The sequence below is a fragment of the candidate division KSB1 bacterium genome, from assembly GCA_034506395.1.
In the GTDB taxonomy this organism is placed as follows: Bacteria; Zhuqueibacterota; Zhuqueibacteria; order Thermofontimicrobiales; family Thermofontimicrobiaceae; genus Thermofontimicrobium.
Genome location: JAPDPQ010000003.1, coordinates 64,927 through 87,415, shown reverse-complemented (window position 1 = coordinate 87,415; position 22,489 = coordinate 64,927). Strand labels below are relative to the sequence as shown.

General features: G+C 47.1%; 12 protein-coding genes. All 12 read left to right on the top strand.

Going from position 1 to position 22,489, the window contains the following annotated elements:
• The first annotated feature begins 13 nt into the window (after positions 1–13).
• Positions 14–3,364, top strand: a complete 3,351-nt coding sequence (locus tag ONB37_02775) for a hypothetical protein (protein MDZ7399069.1) — start codon at positions 14–16, stop codon at positions 3,362–3,364.
• Between the two features lie 98 nt (positions 3,365–3,462).
• Positions 3,463–4,512, top strand: a complete 1,050-nt coding sequence (locus ONB37_02770; protein MDZ7399068.1) for a PorV/PorQ family protein — start codon at positions 3,463–3,465, stop codon at positions 4,510–4,512.
• A gap of 251 nt (positions 4,513–4,763) precedes the next feature.
• The gene (locus ONB37_02765) at positions 4,764–6,188 is read left to right on the top strand and encodes a GWxTD domain-containing protein (GenBank protein MDZ7399067.1); all 1,425 of its coding nucleotides are present in this window, start codon (positions 4,764–4,766) and stop codon (positions 6,186–6,188) included.
• Between the two features lie 122 nt (positions 6,189–6,310).
• Positions 6,311–7,081 carry a hypothetical protein gene (locus ONB37_02760; protein ID MDZ7399066.1) on the top strand — a complete coding sequence of 257 codons (771 nt, stop codon included), beginning with the start codon at positions 6,311–6,313 and terminating at the stop codon, positions 7,079–7,081.
• A 628-nt stretch (positions 7,082–7,709) separates the two neighbouring features.
• Complete coding sequence (locus tag ONB37_02755) at positions 7,710–10,664, top strand: carboxypeptidase-like regulatory domain-containing protein (GenBank protein ID MDZ7399065.1); 2,955 nt, start codon at positions 7,710–7,712, stop codon at positions 10,662–10,664.
• Between the two features lie 57 nt (positions 10,665–10,721).
• Positions 10,722–13,250 (top strand): hypothetical protein, encoded by a 2,529-nt coding sequence (locus ONB37_02750; protein ID MDZ7399064.1) that lies wholly within the window; start codon positions 10,722–10,724, stop codon positions 13,248–13,250.
• 47 nt (positions 13,251–13,297) lie between these two features.
• Entirely contained in the window at positions 13,298–14,350 is a 1,053-nt protein-coding gene (locus tag ONB37_02745; protein ID MDZ7399063.1) for a PorV/PorQ family protein, read from the top strand.
• Between the two features lie 229 nt (positions 14,351–14,579).
• Positions 14,580–15,599 (top strand): hypothetical protein, encoded by a 1,020-nt coding sequence (locus ONB37_02740; GenBank protein MDZ7399062.1) that lies wholly within the window; start codon positions 14,580–14,582, stop codon positions 15,597–15,599.
• A 20-nt stretch (positions 15,600–15,619) separates the two neighbouring features.
• Positions 15,620–17,176 (top strand): SGNH/GDSL hydrolase family protein, encoded by a 1,557-nt coding sequence (locus ONB37_02735; protein MDZ7399061.1) that lies wholly within the window; start codon positions 15,620–15,622, stop codon positions 17,174–17,176.
• 2 nt (positions 17,177–17,178) lie between these two features.
• Positions 17,179–20,283, top strand: coding sequence for a fused MFS/spermidine synthase (locus ONB37_02730; protein MDZ7399060.1), 3,105 nt, complete (start codon positions 17,179–17,181; stop codon positions 20,281–20,283).
• An 87-nt stretch (positions 20,284–20,370) separates the two neighbouring features.
• Entirely contained in the window at positions 20,371–20,559 is a 189-nt protein-coding gene (locus ONB37_02725; protein MDZ7399059.1) for a hypothetical protein, read from the top strand.
• A complete protein-coding gene (locus ONB37_02720; protein ID MDZ7399058.1) occupies positions 20,504–21,874 on the top strand; it encodes a GWxTD domain-containing protein in 1,371 nt (456 codons plus the stop codon). Before ONB37_02725 ends, ONB37_02720 begins: the two co-directional genes overlap by 56 nt.
• Positions 21,875–22,489: the final 615 nt, after the last annotated feature.

Sequence of the window (22,489 nt, the reverse complement as noted above, 5' to 3'; positions counted from 1 at the left end):
ACGGAGGTAACGAATGAAGAAGATAAATTTGATGCTTCTCTTCCTCACCATCAGCCTATTTGCAGGCTATGCAATTAGCCTAGCGGCTGTGGAGGGAGGAAAGAAATCTGGTTCCAGCCTGGCGAAAGCCTCTGCCCCAACCAAGGATATGGTGAACCGTACCTTGGTCAATATCGGGCAGGTGGCGATGTGGATTTACGCCGATGGAACCTCCGCCAACGAGCCAAGTGGGAACTCTGGTGTCTATTTCCCGCGTGGCAGCACGCCCAAAACCCCTTTCATCTTCCAGGATGGTCTTATTTGGGGCGGTATCATGAACGATGGTCTTGATCCCAGAATCCGAGTTGGGGGTCAGGCTTATTCCACTGGTACTGTTCCAGGACGAATTATCAGTAAGGGCGTTGGCGAAAATATCAACGATGCAGAAAATGTTTACCGAATCTGGCGCATCCGACGGGACTTTGCCACCGTCTCGGATGAGGCATTAGTGCTGGATGCTGCTGAGGTATTTGATATGCCCGCCGCGTCAGTCACTGCTGCTGAGATCGAAAAAATCCGCAATATTTATCGGAACGACTGGATCGATTGGCCAGCTTACAAAGGCGCGCCATTCTATGATGCAGATGGCGATGGAAAATATACTCCCAAATTCAATCCCGATGGCACTCCCATCTTGTATCCTCAAGGCGATGAGCCTGGCTATGCCAATGGCGATCAGGTCGTATGGTTGGTTTGTAATGACCTGAACCAGGCCGCGACAATCGGCCTATACGGTTCGCCACCAATGGGAATCGAAATGCAGCTGACCCTGTGGGCTTATAAGCGAACCGACCCATTGGGCAATATCATTTTCAAAGAATTCCGGCTGATTTACAAAGGCCGGGCTGAAACCCCAGATAATGCTGTTATCGATAGCATGTATGTCTGCCAGTGGTCCGACCCGGATAACGGCGAAGCTGGAGACGACTATGCTGGCTGCGATACCACGTTGAGCCTAGGTTACGTTTACAACGCCACTTCTCAGGATCCTGTCTACTCGCAAGCTGGTTTCCCACCGCCAGCAGGTGGTTACGATTTCTTCGCTGGTCCGCGAGTTCCGCATCCTGGTGGCAGCGCCGTCTGGCACCTGAAAAGGATCAATGACTATGTTAACCTGCCAATGACCTCGTTCGCGTTCTTTGCCGCCGGCCAAATTGACAGTGATCCGGATCGCGGCGGTCCTTATACAGGAACTCAACAGTGGTGGAACCTGTTACGTGGCTATCGGCCTCGTCCCATTGCTCCGCCAGAACGATGGACCAACCCAATTACTGGTGAGAAAACCATGTACCGTGTCCCTGGCGACCCAGTGACCGGCACTGGTTGGATCGACTCCAATGCGGGTGACCGTCGAATTCTGTTGGTATCGGGACCATTCGAGATGGCGTTCGGCGATACTGCCGAGACCGTGATCGCACTATTGGGTGCCATGGGTTCGGATCGACTGTCGAGCATCTCCGTGTTGAAGTTCTACGACCGGTTTGCTCAAGAAGCGTTCGACGTGTTGTTCGAATTGCCTAAGGCGCCGCCAGCCCCGAAATTGCAAGCCACGGAATTCGATGGCAAGATCTTCCTGAACTGGGGCTATGACGCTGCCGGCGTCGCCGAAGTTGAGAACTTCACCGACAAAGGATTCGTGTTTGAAGGCTACAATCTGTATCAATTGCCGACCGCTGGAGCAGCCGTGAGCCAGGGCATCAAACTGGCCACCTATGATGTGGTCAACGAAGTCACTACCATCACCCAGGAGACCTTCGATGTGGCTTCGGGTTTGGTATTGAATCTGCCGGTCCAAATTGGCAAGAACAGCGGTATCAAGCGGACGGCGACGATCGACTATGATCGTTTCCGCGAAAAACCGTTAGCCAATGGTCGCACCTACTATTTTGCAGTCACCTCGTACAGCTATAACCCAGATCCTACGGCGACAATAAAGTCTCTTGAAAGCACGTTATCTGTGGTTCAAGTTGTACCACAAACGCTGAAGCCCGGCGTACGGCTCCAAGCTGAAATCGATCAGCAATTGGAAGTCACACATGTCGGACCCAGCGATGGTACCGTGGCTGCGATCGTGAAGGACCCGACCAAGTTAACTGGCGACGAATATAAAGTTACATTTTCAGAGTTAGAAGGTGAGACCGTTTGGCATCTGGTCAATGTGACCAAGAATAAGACGGTGCTAGCCAATCAAACCAACCAGAGCGGGGATGAAAATTATCTGATCGCAGATGGCGTTCAGGTGATCGTCCAAGGCCCGCCTCCAGGAGTGAAAGATGAAGGATACCTATATTATCCTCCACAAAATCGCTGGGTAACGGCATGGAGTGATCCAAGTGGTGCTGCTCCGTTATGGCATCTTGAGGGATGGAATGGATTGATTGGATGGGGCGCTAATTTCTTTGGGTCAAGCGTCCCTGCATCTCAATTGAAGAATATTCAAATTCGATTCGCAGCAACCGATGAGAATGGTAATATTTTAGATCCGAATGATCCTAATGTCTCTATGGCATATCGTTATTTGCGGGCTGCAGCTAACCCGCCTGCAAAACCAGAATTCGCTGAATTTATAATCAATGCGAAACCTGGATATCCATATCAGGATTTCCGACCCATTCCATTGGCTGCCTATGACATGGAGAGCAATCCACCACGGCGCTTAGCAGTCGGTTTCCAGGAAAATAACACTGCAACCGGAAAACTTGATGGCAAGTGGTTCCCTGGGCGGTATGATACCGAAGGCGGAATTAATGCAACTCGAGAATTCCTCTATATCTTCGCATCAGATTATTCAGATACGCCGAAAGAACCTTATATCAGTGCTGATATGCTTTACGGTGCCAGCCAGATCGATCTTATGTACGTTTGCCTTTTCAGCCGCCGTGGTGCTCGAGTGCCGCAAGCTGGTGACTATATCGTGGTCAATGCTAACCACGTGAACAGTTCGGCTGATGAATTCACATTCAAAACCTTAGCGCCAACTTATAGCATTGAAGACGCCAAAGCGGATATCGAGAAAATCAATGTGTTCCCGAACCCGTATTACGGATTCAATATCGTGGAGCGCGATCGGTTCAATCGTTTTGTGACCTTTAGCCATCTGCCGCAGAAGGCGGTGATCCGCATCTTCACTTTGGCAGGGACCTTGGTCCAGACGATTGAGAAAGATAGTCCGAGCCAGTTCGCCACCTGGAATCTGCAGAACCAGGATGGCCTACCAGTGGCAAGTGGCGTCTACATCATCTATATCGATTTGCCAGAATTGGGCAAGTCGAAGACCTTGAAGTTGGCGCTAGTGCGCGAGCAGCAGTTCTTACCGATCTATTAAAAGATCCGTTCGCGCAGTGATTTATCGATAATCGCTGCGCTCGATCCAATGATTGTAAGAGTGATCAAAATCAGGAATCATTCATAAGGAGAATAATTATGAAGCGCAGTTTTAACCTCATCACATACATGGTTATTCTTACGCTGGTGCTGAGCGCACAGGTTTTCGCGGCCGGCTCCAACCGAGCTGGTACCAACGCGGCCTCGGAACTGCTGATCCCAGTGGGCGCCAGGTATATCGCCATGGGCGGTGCCTCAGCAGCAAACGTAATCGGCTTAGATGCCTTATATTGGAACCCAGCCGGTCTGGACAAAATGCCCTATACCGGTGCAGGTTTGTTTTCTCACATGACCTATATTGCTGATATTGGCGTGAGCTATGCCGCAGCCGCGGTGAAATTCGGAGGCGTTGGCTCGCTTGGCTTAAGCTTTAAAACCTTGAGCTTTGGCGATATCGCCATCACCACCGAAGATGCCCCCGATGGGACTGGCGCGCTGTTCTCACCCCAATTCATGACGGTCGGGCTATCGTATTCCCGTGCATTGACCGATCGCGTGGCCGTGGGTGCCACCGCCAAGATCATCTCGGAATCGATGGATCGCGTCAGTGCCACCGGTTTTGCCTTTGATATCGGTGTACAATACCAAAATCTGGGAGATATCAATGGCTTGAATATCGGCGTGGTGATCAAAAACCTCGGGCCGGCCATGACCTTTGATGGCAATGGCCTTCTGCGTCAGGCTAGCCCCCAGGATGTCAGCCGTCCCGCTTCGTTCTATAAAGTGGTGGCCGGTTCGGACGAACTGCCCTCCACCATGGAGATCGGCCTCGGCTATTCTCTGGGACTCGGCGAAGCCAACAAAATTAGCGTGCAATCCCATTTCGTCAACAACAATTTCGACGATGATTTCACGCGATTCGGTCTGGAATACAATTTCAATAACATGGTATTCCTCCGAGGCGGCTATAGCTTGTCCATGAACAACACCCAGGACATCACTGGCGAAAGCGCCAACATCTTTGGCCTCACCCTGGGAGCTGGGCTCAAGTATAGCTTCAGCGGGCTTACCTTAGGCATCGACTATGCCTATCGCGCGGTGAACTATTTCAATGCCAATAATGTGTTCTCCGTGGAGCTTGGCTTCTAAAGTGAGGAATTAGCACGAGCAATTCTGAAGAAAGGGTTGAGGAATTAGGTATCCTCAACCCTTTCTCATATAGAACTGGTGAATCCAGTTATTCATAGATAGGAAATCTTGATATGAGATTGTCGTTTAACAAATGTGCAACATAAGCTTGATGTCGCGTTGTTGATCCCAATAGCCATGAATTATACTGAAGGCAATGATCAAAAATTGCACTATTTATCGAACAGATGAGGAAGCAAGGAATAGAGGAAGTGAAAAAGCAGCAAAAAATGTATCGAGTATGGTTTATCGCCATGCTGACAATGCTTTGCATCAATGCAGCCATTGCTGGAGGTCGGTTTCGGGTGTGGCTTGATCATGCCCAGTTTCTTGGCGCAGACGGCCAAAGCTACCTGGAGCTTTATTACGCCTGCCCGGTGAACGGCATCGGGTATCAGCAGGATGAACAAAAAAATTTTCAGGGAGTTGTCTATTTCAGTCTGAATATTTTCCAAGACGATACTCTATGGGCCACAAAGCAATGGAAAAGCCCGAGCCAATTGGCCGATACCATCGGTCTCAGGCAAAATAAACAGCATTTAGTCGATCTGATCCGCTATCCGATTCAGCCAGGACGTCGCTACGAGGTTTATATCTGGGCCAAGGACTATTACGGCGGCGCCATCGATAGTGCCAGAGCCAGTTTTATTGCAAGGAATTTCTCGGCCAGTCAGCCAACAATTAGCGATTTGCTCATAGCCTCTAGCATCAAACCATTCGATCAAACCAGCGATCCCAGGTTCCGCAAGAGAGCGTATGATATCATCCCTAAGCCGGATCTGACCTTCGGCGTGGATGTCCACGATTTATATTATTATTTTGAGCTCTATAATATGGCAGCAGAATTTGCTGATAGCCAATATGCCGTGTTATGGCAAGTCGCGGACTCAACTGGAAGAGTGGTAGGTCATAATGCCGATGTTTTGGACTGGCGCCCGATCACCCATAAATCGACACGCGAGATTGGACAAATTGGCGTTTGGGAATTAGCCGACGGCAACTATACACTCTCTTGCTTTCTCCAACTGCGGTCTAATAAGCCTTATAAGCTGATCACAAGCAAGAAATTTGCCGTGCAGAAACCTCCGCAAGTTATATCATCCTTACAAGCAATTAGCCGGGTGGAGCAACCTACGTTTTTGGATGGTTTTAGCGAGGCACAATTGGATCAGGAGTACGATCAAATGTTCGCGCTGACGAACAAAGAACTGAGAAAAATTTATGAGAGCAGTTCTAATATCGAGCAGAAGCGGACGCAAATTTACAACCTCTGGTCGATGAATGCGGCCCAGTTGGGACTATCCACGACGGAATTTCGAAATAGATTTCTTGCCAGAATTCATGAAGCTGATCAAAAGTACAAGACATCATTCAAGCGGGGCTGGAAAACCGACCAAGGAATCGTATTTTTGAAATATGGCACGCCGACCGATATTGAGCGTCACCCGAGCGAAGCTGGCACCAAGCCGTACGAGATCTGGCGCTACGAAAATTTGGAGGGAGGGGTCATTTTCGTTTTCATCGATCGAACTGGATTCAATCAATATGAGCTGGTGCATTCGACCAAACGGGGTGAATTGTCCGATCCGAATTGGCAGCGGTTTATTTCACCGAATCCACTATATCGCTATGAATAAGTTAGCGCTCTTAAGTTATAGCGCCTAACCATCGAGAATGATGCGGAGACTGGTTCGCTTTATCATAAATTACTAATCCTGGCTGACAAACAAAAGGCGTTTTAAAGATAAAAAGAGCTGAAATGAAAAAACAATTATGGTTTCTAATCGCAATAATCTTGATCATCAGCTTTAATTGCGGCAAAAAAAAAGAGCCGTGCGCTGTGTTCTATCCTGTTAGAGAAGGAGCAAAACTCAATTTCATCAGTTACGTCACCGATCGAAACAACCAAATTCTTTACCCATTTGATTATTCGGAGCGTCGCTACATCTACAGTGATACTGTTGCAGGCAAGGTCATTCATTACTATATTGAGAAAGGTGCCTTGTGCAGCTTTTACACTGATGACTCCTGTACAATTTGGAACAAAATTCCCACAGATTTGGCGGCGCTGGCGGTCAGTTGTGGGTTCGCCTATCGAGACTCGGTCATCCTGGCATTTTGGAAACCTGTTATTAAAGTCACTGATGGAGTGAATACCTCATGGGAGCTCAGGAAGGACACAACATTTACTGCTCCAGGTCCAGATGGTCGCGATCACGAGCTGCGCTATGAATTTTCGGGTTCAGCTCAATATAAAGGATGGACCGAGGTGATAGTTCCAGAAGACAGAACCAAAAAATTGAAGGTTCGACAGGTCACTTGGCAACCCATCAGCTTTCTATTGTATGATGAGACCAGCAATGATACGCTGTTCCACAAAATTGGGACAGCGAGCGATTATTTTGAGCCAGAATTGGGTTTGGTACGAGCGATTTCCGACTACGATCTGCTGCTGAAGGGGAATCCTAAGACGTTTCAAAAGAGCACCTATGAGCTTTATCACATCTTCCTCCCGATGCCGAAAAAATAAAAATTAGAATCGCAATTTAAAAAATTTTTCATAGAGCAGATAAAGCCGATACATATCGAAGATGAATATCGATCTGTGATATTAAGATGTTGGTGTTGCTTTCGAGACCGTTACAAAAAATAAAAAAAAACGCTTGACAAAACACATTTTATTTTGTATATTTGGCGTCATTTTATGATGTGAATAAGGCAGGCTTTTGATACTATCCCGATAGGGTGAGCCTTTTGTTCTAAATCAAATGATAAATCTGCACCAGATGGTTTGATCAAGTTGTTCAGATGAATTTTCCAACCCAACGATAGTAGAGGAATGATAAACTCAGCAACTTTGATAGACCAAGCTGATCTTCTGTTCAAAATTCAAACGGCGAAAAAGTCCCTTTTGTTCGAAGGCTAAAAGGGTTGCTTTTTCGCCGTTTTTTTTTCAAGGGTAGCTTCGATAACGAGTTTTTGAAGGAGGTGATGATTGATATCAGAATGATAAGGAGATTCATTAAGGCTGAAGTTAAAATTGGGCGTTGATTTTTAACTTAGAACATTGAAGGAGGCGAGCGAAAAAAGAAGCGATCGATAAGCTGCAAATGGTTTTGGTAATGAATCAATCAATCCAAATAATGTGGAGGAATGTTATGTCGATGAAGAATCTCAAAGTTTTGTCTATAGTTTGTGCTATAGGCGTCATTTTGGTTTTCTCGATGCCGTCCTATGCTGCTTTGGGAAAAATTGCAGGGACGGTGACAAATCAGGAGACTGGTGAGCCATTGCCAGGCGCTCAAATTCAGGTGGTTGGGACGACCATGGGAGCTGCCGCCAATGCGCAAGGCCAGTACTTCATCTTGAATGTCCCCCCAGGAAATTATACCCTGAGAGTCACCTTTATGGGCTTTGCCACTGAAGAGGTGAAGGATGTTCGGGTTCAGTTGGACGCTACCACTAAAGTCGATTTTAAAATGAAGGAGACCGTGATCGAGGGTGAAACTATTTCAATCGTGGCCGAGCGTCCTCCAGTGGACAAGACCATGACGGCGACCAAAGTCATTTTCGCTGAGGAAGTTGTCAATAACGTGCTCCCCGTTAATACGTTGAACGAAATCTTGCAGACCTCAGTCACCACCCAGTCTATGCGTGGCGCCAATAAAGTCGGCGTGGCCTATATGATCGATGGGGTCAATATTACGGACATCATGTTTGCCGCTGGCGGTGGAACAGATGGCTACACCAATGTGAAGCGCAATCCCAATCCGTTGGGATCCACGACCACTGGTGAATTCAATTCTGAATCGAATCTCGATGTGAGAGGTCGTTCCGCTGAAATGGTGCAAACCGCTGTCGGAATTGACCAGAGCACGGTGGCTGAAGCCAATGTCATTGCTGGGACATTCAATGCCGAATATAGCGCCTCGGCTGGTGTGATCAATATTGCCTCCAAAAGCGGTGGAAAGACCTATTCTGGCAAACTGTTTGTGCGTTCCAGCTTAGGTGGTTTGGATCATGCAGGCCCAGATTGCTACAACGCTGTGGTGGCCGAAGGCAAAACTGCAGCAGATCTTTATATGGCCCATAAACAAGCGTTAATCAACGGCGGCAACACTGCCCTCGCTGCATTGATGACTTGGGAGCCTGGCAAATACGAATATGGCGAAAAGCCTCGCATCACCTCTGAATTCAGCTTTGGTGGGCCTATGACATCAAAAGGAAATTTCTTCTTCGCTGGGAATTTCCTAAATGACCATGGCCGGTTCCCGGGTGAATTCCAGCGACAGCTCGGGCTTTCGTTGAAGTTGAATTACGATGTTACAGGTTCGGATCGGCTGACCCTGTTTGGCAAAGTGGATGATTGGGGTCAATTGCTCGGCTGGACCAACCGATCGTACTCATACGTCTATCAATTCTGGTTGGAAGGACAACCAGTTTGGGATCGCATGGGATTGGCCTCTTATTTGAAGCACACGCATGTGTTCAACCCAGCAAGTTTCTTGGAGACCACCATCAGCTACGTGGGCAACGAACGGACCTGGGGCTACAAACCAGTCGATGACAAACTGCAATATGATAAATACGGCGACTGGCTAATTCTGGACACCAAAGAGAAAGCCGACAAATATCTAAACGACCCCAATACCCGTATCTTCAATACGGCTCCGGGCAATGATCCGAATTATCAAGTAACTGGATTCCAGAACCAGATTCGTTTCGGCTTAGCTGGCTATCATTATGAGAATCTCAAGACCAGCACACTCACGCTGGCTTCCAATTACACCAATCAAGTGAGTTTCCATCATCAGTTGAAAGCTGGTTTGGAATATAAGCTCCACAATATCGATCGCTTCTCCCACAAATCCAGCGTTGGCTTCCCAGATCCGTCATTCAAATTTGAGACCGTGATTTACGATATCAATCCCTGGTCGTTCGGAAGCTTTGTGCAAGATAAAATCGAATTTGAAGGGATTATCGTCAATCTGGGCGCAAGATTTGATGCCTACAATTTGGATACCAAATTCTGGGATAACTTCTTTGCTCCTGTGAAATGGGATACTTTTGCCAATGGTCAGGCTGTCAATGTTTGGAATGCTACCAAAAAGTCTAAGACCCATTATTATGTCAGTCCGCGCATTGGTATTTCCCATCCGATTACTGAAAATGCAGCTATGCATTATAGCTGGGGCATTTATACCACCCAGCCTAATTTGGGCTATTGGTTGCAGAACTACGGCTCGTTCGCGAATGTCTCATTGCCCGCCGTTTGGAACTCCGATCCTGATCCCGAGAAAGCGACTGCTTATGAGATCGGCGTCAATATGGCGATCACGAACGATTTTGGTGTCGATCTGACAGCCTACTACCGAGACGTTCGCAATGGAACCGCCATTGGATATAGCATTAACCAGGACAAATCCCTGACAAAGACAGATTTCTCGCTATACACTTATTACACCAATTGGGGCTACCGAGATAGCCGAGGTCTAGAACTCAATTTCTGGAAGCGTCCCACGCCGCAACGGTATTTCGGTGTCTTCGGGTTGTCTGGAAACTTGAGCATTTCCTATGCCTACGACAAATCTTCGATCAGTGGAGCGGGGATCAACCAGGATGCGGCCTTTACCACCAGCTTGAGCTATAACAATGCCACCAAGGATTATGACTGGGACGTGGTTTATATTTGGCCGACCTATTCTCGCGGCTACAATGATTGGAAGGGAAAATTGTCATTATTGTGGGATTTCCCATTTGATGTGAAGCTGTCGACCATTGCCACCTATAAGAGCCCATGGCGCTACCAGAAGAAGCTGAACGTCACCAATCTCCGTTACGAAGAGATGCTGATGGGCGAGTATTTCTTCCAAGTGGATATGCGGCTGACGAAATATGTGAAGGTGGCTGGCATTCGCGGTGGTTTGTTCTTCGAAATGTTGAACGTATTCAACCGTGAGAACATCCTGACCTTCGATAATTACGGCGATAGCAATCTCTATGAGCTCAACAAGAATCCATGGGGCATCTTGAATCGTCCAGTGGATCAATACGGCAGCCCATTAGCTGGTATCGCTCGCGAGATGTACGTCGGATTTGAAGTGTCATTCTGATCTTTCAATCACTAGTGAATAAGCTTTCTCAATCTGGTTAAATTTAGGAGAAACGTAATGCTGAAAAAGAAATTATCGATCCTCATGATCATCTTTCTCATGGGTTTGAGTGCCTCTGCGCTGGCAATAGATTACCCCGGCATCGGCGTGATCTGTTGCGGCGACCTGTGGGAGAGTTTTATGCCCAGCGGCATCAATAAATATTACAGCGAATCTAAGACTGACGTATTGAAAAACTTTTTGATTGTCCGAATGGGCAATTTCGAGCGGCAATGGAATACCCCTACTTTCCATTACCCATCTGGTGATATCTTCACTTTAACCTGGAACACCAACCTGATCATGACCGAATATCATCCCACCGAACCGATCGGTGAATACCGAAAGTCCGTTGCCAGTGATACCGCCAATTATCGGAATTACTGCAACGCTTTCTGGATGGCTTCGATGGGCAATACCGATAAGAAACCGACTTCGACTGGCAATGCCAAAGGTGCAGCGCTGTGGACCGATGCCAGTCGGACCCAGCAATTATATGAGTTCTTCATGCCCACCAATATCGGTGTGGACGTGAAGGGTCGGATTCGCGCTTTCAGTTTCAACGAAGCGAATATGAACGACTTTATTGCGATGGAGTTCGAGCTCACCAATACCGGCGTTCAGGACAACAACTGCGATGGTGTGATCGATCGACAGAATCACAAGATCGAAGCACTGGCCATGCATTTCAGCGAAGAGACCTTCGGTAGCATGCGGATTTCGATTAGTGGTGGCCGCTGGAGTTGGGGTTCCTGGCCTGCATCGCGGCTCTCCGGATATGATGCCAGCCCAGATCCCGATGGTAACCCTTGGGATGTTCCGATGTGCTGGGCGACCGGTATCGCTGAGAGTGATCTTGACGCCAATCGCTGGGCGGCTGATGGCAAACGAAAGGTCGCCTATCGCAGCGCCCTGGGCATTTTCTCTGACATCTGGAACGGTCAGCACTTTATCGCCGTAAAGCAAGGTGGAATGGATGCAGGTCCTTCTGCTCCTGATAAGCTGACCATTTACGGCAGCCATCCCATTGGCGAAGGTGCCCAACGAGGTTGGTATGTCACCCGGAATAGGACCAAGATCGGCGAGCCATATGGACACTTCGTCATGGCAACCGGTGTGTTCTACGAAGAGGGTGGCAAGAGTGAAGATCCAGCAAAACTGAAAGGCAAAGTGCTGAAGCCAGATCCGAACTATTTCGATACCTCAAACCCATCGCTTTACACCGTCGGCGATCCAGTATCATTCAAAAATCTACCGATCAAGGGTGGACAACCGATGGGCGATATGAAATATACCAATTTCTGGTTCGAGAACTGGGAGAAGAACTTCCCTGGAACGCCCGAGCCGAAGATCCCGGCTGAAGATTTATGGACCAAGGGCGGAACGCCTAAGACCATCTATAACTTCGATTCTGGGGCTTCGGTGGGAGTTGGGCCCTTCTCGCTTGAGGTCGGCGAGACTATTACAGTTGTGGCGGTCGAATACGCTGGTTATCGTTTGAAAGGCGTGCGCAATGCTCTGAAAGCCGCACGCTGGGCGTACCAAAACAACTGGAAAGTCCCATTGCCGCCGCCAATGCCTGATATGAAAGTGAGCGCCGTGGAATACCAGGAACCCTCGGGTCTTACTGTGAAACCATTGATTGTTTGGGACAATCGGGCAGAATCCGCTCCAGATTTCGCTGGTTATAAGATCTATCGGGTCACTGCTTACCCGAAATACAATTCCGCCAAATTTGGCACTCGATTCCTCGATCGCTATCATCATCAAGGACCCAACGACATCGGTCTGAGCGACGATGAATTAGAAGCCAAATTCTGCGAACCCATTAACCCGAACAACAGCGTACCGCCCGGCTTCGATCTCGATTGGGATCCCGGATTCCATGGACCGTGGAAACTAATGGCCTACATCCCGAAGGCCGAATTGAGCAAGTACGCCAATACTGGAGCCGATAAGGCTACTTATCAATACGCCTGGATCGACGAATCGAAAGAGGCGCGGTTCGGCTATACCTATTGGTACTATGTCGCTGCTTTCGACAACGAAACTGGTACGATCGCTGGACGTCCCTTCACCAGTCTGGAGAGTGGCAAGGACAATTTCAATGGACGTTGGGGCGAATGGATGGGGACCTATCCGTTTGCGACCTCAGCTACCGATTATCCGACCGATGCGGTTGGTCGCAAAAATATGGGTGCCCCATTCGTGCTGAATTTGCCGCGAGCCGATGTCAAAGAGCTAACCAGTGGCAAAAAGCAGATCGCGGTAAAACCCAATCCCTATAAAGTTCAGGCCCCGCATGATGTCGGCCTGGAGCATAAAGTGGTGTTCTACAACTTGCCGCTAAACACCAAGATCACAATTTTTGATCTCTCTGGCCAAATCATGGACGTCATTGAATACTATGGCCTTGATCCACAAAACGGAACAGTTTTCTGGGATATGTTCACCAAAGATGGTCCCGAAGTCCAGAGCGGATTGTATATCTGGGTGGCCGAATATCCCGGAGGCAAGCAGACTGGCTATTTAGCAATAATGCGCTAATGGTAAATGATAAATTTTGAAACCAATGAAATAGGAGAATGTGCTCTATGAGACATAAAATAATCTCCACGCTGCTTATTCTGACATTATTCATTTTCGTAGGCAGCGGGTTTGGACAGGAAATGAAAAAGACTGGGACATCCGGTGCCGCGATACTAAAAGTTGCCGTTGGCGCAAAAGCGGCGGCCTTAGCTGGCGCCATGACCACCACCCAGGGCGATGTGAACCAGTTGTTCTGGAACCCCGCCGGCGTGGTGCTAAAATCTGGCGAAACCCAACTCACTTTCTCTTATAACAACTGGATTGCCGATCTTAACCACAATGCTTTCGCAGTGGCTCACTCGTTCGGCAATCTGGGAACGATCGCGATCGGTGGCATGATCGCTGGGGTGGGTGACATCATTGCCAACCGCGACATCCAGCCTGGGCTGAAGGGTGTGGAATACGTCACCAGCGAAACGTTCGATTATAATTCCAATTTCATCGCGCTGAGCTACGCGCGGCAATTCACCGACAAATTGTCCTTGGGTTTGACTGCCAAGTACTATAGCGAAACCATCGACGGGGTCGGAATTCACTCGTTCATGATGGACTTCGGCGCGATCTATCAAATCGGATTCCGCGATCTGACTATTGGTGCCAGAATTCAGAATCTGGGCCAGGACATGTCGTACTATTATGTGCCGATCTATTTGCCATTGGTATTTAGCTTCGGCGCTTCCTATAGCATGATCAATTCCGACCTGTTTGGCCTGAAGGGCTATGTGGATGCGGCCAAACCGCTCGATGCTGACCAAATGGTTCTCGGCGGTTTAGAGGCGCATCTGTTCAAAACCTTCTTCGTGCGAACCGGGTACAAATTCAATTTCATGGGCACACAGGATCAGTTCCTGTCCCGCAGTGTCTATTATCCGAACGAAAAGGTTTATCGGGACTCTTGGCTGAGCAAGCAAACCTATAACCGCACGGATGAAGGCATTTCGTTGGGCGCTGGCCTCGATGTTCCTTATAGCAATTACCGTCTGACCATCGATTACACATGGACCAAATTCGACGTCCTCGATGATGTCAATCGTTTTTCATTGACATTCAAATTCTAACCTGGTCCAGTATATTCGATTGACTGAATGGTTCTGATCGGGGGACTCGGAAGTGTTTCATCCGAGTCCCCCATCTTTTCATCTGCAATTGGGCAAATTTGATATCTTGCTTTTGGTGATAGCAAACTGTTATGATGCCGACCGATCGATAATTGTTTTATGCATCATGACCTCAGTGACAAAGTATTAGCTTGTTGCTATATTTGAACCTGGACATGCGATTTTTTTTATGACTGGATTGCGAATTTTGAATGAAAAATATCTTCTGAGAGTTGCTGGATTTTTTGCCGCACTGTGGCTTCTGAGCCTTTTCTGCTGCGGCGAAAAAATTCCCACTTATCGAATGGTGCTCACCGATTTTCGTCTAAATATTCCTGCTGAACAAATGGATAGTTATTTTGGCAAGGTCACCGATCTCGATGTGACTGCTCAGGGTGATATCATTGTGGTGGATGTTATTGGCCCCGGGGTTGTGAGATTTGATCCACAGGGAAATTTTGTGAATAATATTGCCGGCTATGGCAGCGGAAATTATGAAACTTTATGCTCGGCAAACCCAGTCGATACCTTGCTGGCAGTCCATACCTTAGGGTTACTCGAATTCTTCCGGCCGAAGGGCACGCCTGTCACTCGCCATTTCCTCCGCGGACGAGGTGATATTTCTGTCGCTTCTGATGGCAGCTTCGTGATCAATCGAATGTACGACAGCCGACTGATTGGCTACTGCCTGGAAACGTATGATTCGATTGGGAAGCAAATAGCCACATTTCGCACGCCGCGAGCTACGGAACAAGGCAAAGAATATTTGGATTTTGCGTTCTCTCGGGTTACCCCCGATCATCGGATCGTCTATGTGCCGACCACGGTCGATAGTGGTTTCATTTATGATTTTCAAGGGAATTTATTATTAGCCAGAAAAATCCCATCGGATCTTAAACCATATCGCTTGAAGGATAAGAAGCCAGGCCCTTTGGTTGAAGATCTGTATGTAGATGAAACTGGAATTTTTATTGTTCGAGTAAATAAAAAATTGAGCACCGAGCAAGTGGTATATTTTGATTTGGTCGAGCAATACGATTTTGAGTTCAATAAAATAGCTGCCTATCGCTTTGCTGTTCCATTGACCATGACGATTGTACCAGAGGTCTATTCACCTTGGTATCATAAATTTGTGCATTACAACGGCCAATTTTTCATTATGATGTCTCAGCCTTTTGAGCAATTAGTCGTCTTTAAACCTGTGTCGTGATAATAGTTGGGATGTGGAACGTGAAATTCACTGTGATTTTTAAGCGCGGCATTTTTTATATTATTGCCATCATCACGCCATTTTTAGTCTGGCTAAGCCTCGAATATTTGGCTAATTCTATTACCCACCGTTTTGATCCGCTCAAAGTCGATAAGAAAAAGAAGACCCTTTACCTGAATCAGGATTATTTCAACGATTATTTTATTGCTGAACAGGATCGGTTTTTTAATACCTCGGCGTCGAATCGGGCCATCCACTTGGAAAAGCGAAACCGCTTCCGTATTTTTTGCCTTGGCGGATCGACCACGGCTGGTTATCCATACAATACGCTCCCCGAATACAACTGCCACGCCTCTTTTCCGAATTACCTGCGCGCCATTTTGCAATATAATCGCAATCTCCCAGAAATTGAAATGCTCAACTTGGGCAGCAATGCGTTCAATAGTCTGTCTTTGCTGAAACTGTTCGATGATGTGAAGAAATACGAACCTGATTTGCTAATCATCTACACTGGGCACAATGAATATTTTGGACCCAATGAGTTTTCACTATCTACGCGCGCGAGTCAATTCTTTCATAAAAAATGGATCCATCATACTTTTCTCAATCTTCGGCAGACTTATCTCTACCAGGGTTTGCGTTGGATCATCAAAAAGATCACAGGTCGAGGGATTGTCGAATATCAAAATTACGCCAAATGGAGCCTGAAAAATACAATTGCTCCAGACGATCCGATTCATGACGACGTGAGAAAAAATTTTCGAGATAATTTAAGCGAATTGGTGCGAAAGGCTTCTGAGCGGGGGATCAAAGTTGTGGTTTGTACGCCGATCTCGAATCTGACCTTCCCGCCATTTGTCAGCCATTTCTCACACCAGCACGATTTCGCAGCAAAGGCCCAATGGGACACCCTGCGGAATCAGGCGAGCCGATTATTTGAAGAGCGACGCTATGATGATGCGCTTGGAGTGTGGAAGAAAATATACGAAATTGATTCCTCCTATGCTGATGTGCATTATTATATTGGGATGAATTTTGCTCGCTTGGAGGAATATGAGACCGCCAGTCAAGCATTGACCCGAGCGTTGGAATTAGATGCGCTGCCGTTTCGCGCCAGGCCGAGCATTCAACAGATCTGTCGCGAGGTTGCGAACAGCGAACACGCGATCCTGGCTGATACTGATCAGTTCTTTCGGCAGCTCTCGGGCAAGCATTATCCTGAGCCTTCATTGATGCTGGATCACGTTCATCCCAATGAACCAGGCTATTATTATCTCGCTTTGTTTTTGGCGAAGACGTTGGTGGAAAATGGCGTGTTCTATGGTGTGAAACAAATTCAATATCCATCGCTCGAACAAACCCGTGAGGCACTCGATATTTTTGATTTTGTGGCCTATAAAGTGGAGTACGATTTTTCAAAACAGAGCTATTTAGCCCAGCTTGCTGAACTGAATCCAGCGATCAAAACCGTTGTGCTTGAGATCGGCGCAGAGGCAATTCGAAGGGCCCGAGAAATTGGCGAGCAACTTTCGAAACAGCAACAGGCTGAGATTGATCAACAAAAGGACAAGAAATAACCATGATTCATCAGTTCGTCTACATTCTATTTTTTTGTTCTGGGGTTTCCGGGCTCATTTATCAATTGATTTGGATGAGAAAGCTGGTGCTCGTTTTTGGGAATACTACCTATGCGACCAGCGGCATCCTCACCGCTTTTATGGCAGGCCTGGCGATCGGAAGTTATTTGTTCGGCAAATATTCAGATCGGATCAAATCCCCACTAAAGCTCTACGGATACTTAGAACTGGGCATTGGCATAGCTGGGATATTGATCCTGGTGTTCTTCTTGCCCGTTTCCGATGCGCTATACAAATGGCTATTCGGCCTGATAGGCAACCGTCCGTTCATTTTTAATATTGTCCGATTGCTGCTTTCGCTACTCGTGCTAATCGTTCCTACCACGCTGATGGGTGGAACGCTTCCAGTCATCAGCAAGTTTGCGATCACCCAGTCCAGTCATTTTGGGCAGCGACTGGGACGGCTTTATGGCCTCAACACTGCTGGGGCTGTTATCGGTGCTTTTTGCACCGGCTTCTTTTTTATCTACTTGTTTGGGGTGAACCTCACGCTATGGATCGCCATTGCAATCAATCTCGTGATCGGAATCACAGCTCTACTCTTGGATCGAAAAGAAAAATCAAAGGCCATTGGAAAACTGCCGCAATCCAAACTGCGCCCCAAATCAGCAGCGCTAAGCTCCGATGCAATCCGTCGCTATCCAGCCCCTCTGGCAGCGCTCGTGCTTTGGCTGTTCGGATTGTCTGGCTTTGTCTCCTTGGCCTACGAAGTCGTCTGGACCCGAGCATTGATCTTTTTTGTCAGCTCCACAACCTATTCGTTTACGATCATTTTGACGACCTTTTTGGTCGGAATCGCTTTGGGCAGCCTGATAGTCGCTCGGTACGTGGATCGGTTCAATCGGCTCATGGTTTGGTTCAGCTCTTTTGAGTTGATTATTGCAATTGCCGCATTGGCTACGATCCCGTTGCTGCTTCATCTCCATTCAATCCAGCTCTGGTTGACGAAATTTCTGCCATCTACCAGTTGGACAGGCATTTCATTGCAATTATTCTTTACAGCTTTTGCAATTCTCATCGTTCCAACTCTCTGCATGGGTGCTGCCTTCCCGATTGTGAACCGCATTTATGTCGAGAGCGTGGCAACCGTTGGACAAGGAGTCGGGACCGCGTATATGGCCAATACTATCGGGGCCATTTTCGGGTCTTTTATGGCTGGATTCATCATTATCCCAATCCTGGGACTCAATCCGAGCATTCTGTTGTTGGCATGTATCAATCTGATCATCGCCCTCATCGTGCTTTTTTTCGAAAAGGATTTTTCTGTCAGTCCGATCAGGTATTATAGCCTCGCTGGTGCAGGGCTGGTTATTTTTTTGGTATTGGCTTCGACAACTTTCACGACAAGACCGGTTTTTCTCAAGACTGCTGGATTCTTCGATACGCGATTGCTCCATCATAAAGAAACAGCGGCTGCTACTGTCTGCGTCCTGGAGAAGAAGGATCAGATCAACATCTGGGGGAGAAATGTTCGCTATCTGAACGTCAATGGCCATAATACGGCACATACCACATTTTCCGACATGATTATCCACAAGATGCTGGCCCATTTGCCGATGCTGTTGACGCCCAATCCGAAACATGTGCTGGTGGTTGGCTTCGGGTTCGGTAACACCTGTCGCTCGTTTCTGGATTACGATGTGGTCAAAACGGTGGATTGTGTGGAACTAGTGGATTATGAGAAACAGACAGCAGATTATTTTCGCACCGAAAACGCAGGAATATTCGATGACCCGCGGTTCAACTATATCGTAAATGATGGGAGAAATTACATCCTCGCTGCCAGAAAATTATATAATGTCATCTCGATCAATTCGGTCGATCCCAAATTCAGCCCAAACTTATACACCGAAGAATTCTATCGATTATGTCGGGCTCGATTGAACGAAAACGGGCTGCTGGTTGCCTGGCTGCCCATCTACGGCATGAATCTGGAAGAAGTTCAGGCACTAGTGAAAAGCTTCATTAAAGTGTTTCCCAATGCCAGTCTATGGTACAATAATCCAGAGCATCTATTGCTCATTGGGATCAAAGGGTACTACCCTATTGATCTGAAAATGCTTAAAGCGCGCATTGAGTCGCCCAAAGTTGCAGCGAGCCTGGCCGCCATTCATCTGAGTGATCCGATGGCATTTTTGTCGACATTCTACTGTGGTAGTCAGATGCTGGATCAATTTGCTGGAGAAGTGATCAGCCACAGCGATGATCACCCAATCGTTGAATTTAGCAAGGTCGCGACCAAAGAGATGGTCCCAGAAGTGTATCAGGAATTGCTGAAATATCGGGAGTCGATATTGCCGTATTGCATCCATTTCGAAGCCCTGGGCGATTCCGAAACCGTTCGGCAGCAGATTTTCAAGCATGAGACCGAGATGAAAAACATGATGGCTGCACTTTTTACTTATCGGATGTATGGGAATGATCCGCAGCAAAAGGAATTGGTGGCCGAAGCGATCCGTTCAATCCGTTCCATTCTGGATGCAGCGCCGCGGAACGATTTCGCGCTGATGCAGTATGTAGATTTGGTGAGCCATCAGGATCTGACTACCGATCGGAAGTATTTCGAGCAAGCTATCGCTATTGCCCCAAATTTTAGCAAAGCCCATGTGTTAGTTGGGTTGGAGCATGCGAATCGCGGGGAATGGGAGCTAGCGCGAGAGTCTTTCCATCGTGCGATTGACATAACAGACCAGTATGTGACAGCTTATTTAAATTTGGGATACACAGAAATTCAGCTTCAGCGCTGGGAGGCTGCCAAGCGAGCTTTCGAGCGATTGATCGCATTGGATCCAGATAATCCCTTTGCCTATTCAACCGTAGCGCAAGTCTATTACATGTTAGAAGACTATCCTAACGCAATTCGGGCGATTCAGCGCGCCATCAAAGATCAGCCAGCGCAGCCCAATTTGTATTTCAATTTAGGCCGAATGTATCAAAAGAACAATCAAATTCAGGAGGCGATTGCGGCATTCGAGCGGGGGTTGAAGCTGTCACCTTACGATCAGCGTGCTCGTCTGATGTTAGAAGAATTGAAAAAATATAAATGAGAGTCAAGTTATGAGCACCAGAATCATGATACCAATCAACGATTTTAGACCAAAAGCGGAGAATAGGATACTCGAATTCGCTTCGATATGCAAGTCAAACGAAAAATCGAGCAAAATGTCATCACCAAGGTTTTTTCGGATAACGATCGAGAGTTGCTTGAACAGTTACAGGGCTCGATGGAGTACGATCCGCTCAAGGCTCCAGTGCCTGATTTTATTTATGGTGATGCCGTTGCTGGCTTTTTCGCAGCACAAACAAGCCAATTTTACGATTGATTATTCCCGCTATCGCGCACAAGGCGGCGATGTTTATGTCGAAATCTATTACACGATCGATCGAGCTGGGCTTAACTACCAAAAGACCACTACTGGATTTCAAGCTGGCGCACTGATTCAAACCTACCTGAAGCAGGGCAACAAAGGGATGCGCCTCGATAGTCTCGTCATTAGCGATGTTGTCAATTCACTCGATGACATAGCTCCTACCCAAAAATTTGTCGAGCAGTCTAATATTTTGATCGGCCCTGGCGATTATGAATTGCTTTGTCGTTTTACCGATTTGGTCTCCAAACAATCAGTTATAAAATCGGAGGGTTTAAAAATAACGTCTTTTCCCGCCGAATCTCTGGCAATCAGTGACATTCAACTTGCCAGTTCTATTCTGCCACTTACAAGCATCACGCTGGGGCAACAGGAAAAAAGCAAATTTGATAAGAATAATCTGCGAGTCGTCCCAAATGCCTCGAGAATGTACGGGACTGGGCTGGAACAATTGAGTTTCTATGCAGAAGCTTATAACCTCAAATTCGACGGGAAGGCCGCCAATTCGCATTACCATGCCAGCTATTTCATCATCGATCAAGATGATCAGGTGATCAAAGAGATAACTGGGCGATCGCGCCCTAAGCCTGGGACCTCTTGCATCATTAACGGTAAATTTGATGTGGCTGATATTCCCAGCGGTTTCTATCGTCTTAAAATCAGAGTCACTGACGAATTTACTGATCGATTCATTGAGGCAGAAAAAGATTTCACGATATTTCGGGCCAAGGATTTCGTCGCTCGGCCGACCAATATCGAGTCTGACAAGCTGCTGAGCTCGACCGAAGATGAATTCGGCACGATGAACGAGGCGGCACTGAACGATTATTTCGAAAAGATCAAATATATTTCGTTGAAAGAAGAACAGACGATATTCAAAAAGCTGGATCTGGCAGGCAAAAGGGAGTTTCTGAAAAATTTTTGGAAGAGCCGTGATCCGATCCCTGCGACGCCCATCAACGAACGCAAAGAGGAATATTTCAGACTATTGGAATATGCCAATGCCAATTTTTCGGTCGGCAACAAACCTGGTTGGAAAACCGATCAAGGCCGGGTCCTTTTGGTATATGGTCAGCCCGATGAAGTCGAGCGATTTCCCTCGGATTCCGACACCAAAGCCTATCAAATCTGGCATTACTATTCCATTGAAGGAGGCGTTATTTTCGTCTTTGTCGATATCATGTCTATCCGGGATTTTCGATTGGTGCACTCCACGCATCGCAATGAGGTTCAGGAATTAGAATGGAAAGACCGGTATCTTAGATATTAGTTGCCAGATCGAGTGACTGGATGATGTCTGATTTGAGATGGCAAAATGAACTTTGTTTTTTGGCCTCGGTTTCATGGAAAATCAGTTGAGCGAAGATGTGAAAACTTTATGTGTCGAAATCATTCGTCTTGCATGATTGGCCATCTCAAACATCAGAACAAAAGAGCAAAATAAGTCTTTCGGCCTTGTTTGTAAGAGCAGAGCTTGTTAATCCTGATAACCCTTAATGATTGAGAGATAGCGCATTGCTTCTCAGATGCATCCTTCATGCTCATCCTATCTTTTTATGCTCATCACTCCATCAGAGAGGAAATTCAATTGCACCAGCGCCCACCGAAATTGATAGCGGAGGGTGATTGATAAGCTCCGCAAGGCAAGTGAATAAAAGATGGAGATAAAAGATCTTTGATTGTTTACTGATGACAAATAAGTCATTTCGATCGAAAGGAGAGAACCTCTACTTTGCTGAGCAAAAAAAATTGTTAGGTGATCAGCGCAAAACAAAGAACAAGCTTTTTTGTAGAATCAAACTGGTTGTGCTCCTAGGCCAAAGCGTTTTTTAAATTTCCAGATGGGACTAATCCTTAAAAAATCTCATGCATAAACCTTCTATTG

Excerpts from the sequence above, each read along its gene's own strand:
- ONB37_02775 (MDZ7399069.1), top strand. The coding sequence starts at position 14 with ATGAAGAAGATAAATTTGATGCTTCTCTTCCTCACCATCAGCCTATTT.
- ONB37_02770 (MDZ7399068.1), top strand. The coding sequence starts at position 3,463 with ATGAAGCGCAGTTTTAACCTCATCACATACATGGTTATTCTTACGCTG.
- ONB37_02760 (MDZ7399066.1), top strand. The coding sequence starts at position 6,311 with ATGAAAAAACAATTATGGTTTCTAATCGCAATAATCTTGATCATCAGC.
- ONB37_02755 (MDZ7399065.1), top strand. The coding sequence starts at position 7,710 with ATGTCGATGAAGAATCTCAAAGTTTTGTCTATAGTTTGTGCTATAGGC.
- ONB37_02750 (MDZ7399064.1), top strand. The coding sequence starts at position 10,722 with ATGCTGAAAAAGAAATTATCGATCCTCATGATCATCTTTCTCATGGGT.
- ONB37_02745 (MDZ7399063.1), top strand. The coding sequence starts at position 13,298 with ATGAGACATAAAATAATCTCCACGCTGCTTATTCTGACATTATTCATT.
- ONB37_02740 (MDZ7399062.1), top strand. The coding sequence starts at position 14,580 with ATGACTGGATTGCGAATTTTGAATGAAAAATATCTTCTGAGAGTTGCT.
- ONB37_02730 (MDZ7399060.1), top strand. The coding sequence starts at position 17,179 with ATGATTCATCAGTTCGTCTACATTCTATTTTTTTGTTCTGGGGTTTCC.
- ONB37_02725 (MDZ7399059.1), top strand. The coding sequence starts at position 20,371 with ATGCAAGTCAAACGAAAAATCGAGCAAAATGTCATCACCAAGGTTTTT.
- ONB37_02720 (MDZ7399058.1), top strand. The coding sequence starts at position 20,504 with ATGGTGATGCCGTTGCTGGCTTTTTCGCAGCACAAACAAGCCAATTTT.